The sequence below is a fragment of the Actinoplanes sp. NPDC026623 genome, from assembly GCF_040638275.1.
Classification (GTDB): Bacteria; Actinomycetota; Actinomycetes; order Mycobacteriales; family Micromonosporaceae; genus Actinoplanes.
Genome location: NZ_JBEZXZ010000396.1, coordinates 1 through 2,693 on the forward strand (window position 1 = coordinate 1; position 2,693 = coordinate 2,693).

Here is a 2,693-nt window from a genome sequence, read left to right on the forward strand (position 1 = left end):
GCCGTGGTGCGGCCCGGCGCGACCGGGGTGTCAGGCGGCCGGCGTCGTGGTGCGGGCCAGCCCGTAGGTGAGCGCGTCGGTGAGCGCCTTCCAGCTCGCCTCGACGACGTTCTCGTGCACCCCGACGGTCGTCCATTCGCGGTGGCGGTCGCTGGTCTCCACCAGGACCCGGGTGATCGCGTTCGAGCCGTGCGAGCCCTCCAGGATGCGGACCTTGTAGTCGGCCAGCTCGAACGTCTTCAGCTCCGGGTAGTGCTTGGAGAGCGCGACGCGCAGCGCCTCGTCCAGGGCGTTGACCGGGCCGTTGCCCTCGGCGGTGGCGATGACGCGCTCCCCGCGTACCCGCACCTTGACGGTGGCCTCGGAGACGACCGAGCCGTCCTCGCGGTGCTCGACCTGCACCCGGTACGACTCCAGGGCGAACGGCCGCACGAAGTCCTCGCCGGGCAGCTCGCTGCGTACCAGAAGCTCGAAGGACGCGTCGGCGGCCTCGAAGGACCAGCCGCCCGCCTCCAGGTCCTTGACCTTGCGGGTCACCTCCGTGAGGGTCTCCGGGTGGCCGGCCAGGTCAAGTCCGAGCTCACGGCTCTTGAGCTCGATGCTGGCCCGGCCGGCCATCTCGGTCACCAGGATCCGCATGTCGTTCCCGACCACTGCCGGGTCCACGTGGTTGTAGAGCAGCGGATCCACCTTGATCGCGCTCGCGTGCAGCCCCGCCTTGTGAGCGAATGCCGCGGCCCCGACGTAGGCCTGGTGGGTGTCGGGGGCGATGTTGGCGATCTCGGCGAGCGCGGTCGACACCCGCGTCGCCTTCTCGAGGCAGCCGTCCGGTAGGACCTTCAGCCCGAGCTTGAGTTGCAGGTTGCTGACGACGGCGAAGAGGTCGGCGTTGCCGGGCCGCTCGCCGTAGCCGTTGGCCGTGCACTGGAAGTGTTCGACGCCCGCCTCGACCGCGGCGACGGTGTTGGCGACGGCGCAGGAGGTGTCGTTCTGGCAGTGGATGCCGAGCCGGTCCGCGGCGATCCCGGTACGCCGCACGACGTCCTCGATCGCGGCGGTGATCATCGACGGGAGCATGCCGCCGTTGGTGTCACACATGACGACGCGCTCGGCGCCGGCCTCGAACGCGGCCTTGACCACGGAGGCGGTGTAGTCGGGGTCGTGGCGGAAGCCGTCGAAGAAGTGCTCGCAGTCCACGAACGCGCGCCGGCCGTTCGCGATCAGGTGGGTGACGGTGTCGCGGACCATGGCGAGGTTCTCCTCGCCGGTGGTGCGCAGGGCCCGCTCGACGTGCCGGATGTCGGACTTGGCGACGACGCACACGACCGGCGTCTCGGCGTCCAGCAGGGCCTGCACCTGGGGGTCGGTGGCGACGTCGACGTTGGCCCGGCGGGTCGCACCGAACGCGACAAGCACGGCGTTGCGCAGGTCGAGTTCGTTCCTGGCCCGGGCGAAGAACTCGGTGTCCTTGGGCATCGCGCCCGGCCAGCCGCCCTCGATGAAGCCGACCCCGAACTCGTCGAGCAGCCGGGCGACCGCGAGTTTGTCGGCGACCGAGTAGCTGATGCCCTCGCGTTGGCCGCCGTCGCGCAACGTCGTGTCGAACACCTGATAGGTCATGGGAGGTTTCCTTTCCGAGACTGACGACCCAACAAAAAGACCCCCCGCGGATGCGAGAGGTCGGCACGTCGGCGAAAGGTCAGCCGGCGTGCTAGGTGCGAATAATCAGCACGAAGTGGGTCACGCAGGGAAGCATGCCACGCACCGTCGCGGTACGCGGCCGGAATCCACAAGCTGAGACGGTCCGGCCCGGGCGAGATAGACGGAGCCCGTTAGGTTGAAGGGGTGGCCGACGATTCCCCCCGCACCCTGCCGTTCTCCTCCAGCTACAACTTCCGCGACATCGGGGGCTACGCCGGCCTCGGCGAAAGGACGGTGCGCTGGCGGCGCGTCTTCCGCGCGGACTCCCTGCACCGGCTGCGCGGCGACGACCTCGAGGCCTTCGGCGCGCTGGGCGTCAAGACGGTCATCGACCTGCGCCGGGTCTTCGAGATCGAGGAGCACGGCCGGGTGCCGGAGGCGGCCGGGCTGGCCTATCACAACCTGGTGATCGAGCATGTGGACTGGGAGTCGGTCGCGCCCTCGCTGCCGCACGAGCGCTGGCTGGCCGACCGCTACCTGAATTTCGCGGCCGACGGCCGGGAGGGGCTGGCGGCGGCGCTGAGCCTGATCGCCGACCCGGACGCGGCGCCGGCGGTCGTGCACTGCATGGCCGGCAAGGACCGCACCGGGGTGGTCTGCGCGCTCACGCTCGCGCTGCTCGGGGTGTCCGATGCGGACATCGCCGAGGACTACGCGCTGACCGAGGCGGCGATGGCGTCCCTGACCGATTATCTGCGGCGGTCGAAGCCGGAGATGGTCCAGGACAAATACCACATGTACGACTGCCCGCAGGACGCGATGCTGCTCTTCCTCAACGACCTGCGCGACCAGCACGGCTCGGTGGAGAAGTACGTCCGCGAGATCGGGATCAGCGCCGAGCAGATCGCGACGATGCGCGAACACCTGCTGGCTCCCGGCTGACGGCCGCCGCGGACGCGGCGGCCGGCGCCCCGGAAGAAATCAGGAAAACGTTTGGCCCCAGCCCCAACGGGGGACGGGCCGGCCGCGCGGGGTGGACCGCAAAAACCGGC

2 protein-coding genes are annotated in these 2,693 nt (G+C 70.0%); one reads left to right on the forward strand and one right to left on the reverse strand.

All coding sequences use genetic code 11. The annotated features are described in order from the left end of the window. Positions 1-30: 30 nt before the first annotated feature. Positions 31-1,620 carry a citramalate synthase gene (cimA, locus tag AB0F10_RS45135; RefSeq protein ID WP_360640708.1) on the reverse strand — a complete coding sequence of 530 codons (1,590 nt, stop codon included), beginning with the start codon at positions 1,618-1,620 and terminating at the stop codon, positions 31-33. Positions 1,621-1,845: 225 nt separating this feature from the next. On the opposite strand from cimA, the gene AB0F10_RS45140 reads away from it, so the two are divergent. Next, positions 1,846-2,583: a tyrosine-protein phosphatase gene (locus AB0F10_RS45140; protein ID WP_360640710.1), complete on the forward strand. Its 738-nt coding sequence runs from the start codon at positions 1,846-1,848 to the stop codon at positions 2,581-2,583. Positions 2,584-2,693: the final 110 nt, after the last annotated feature.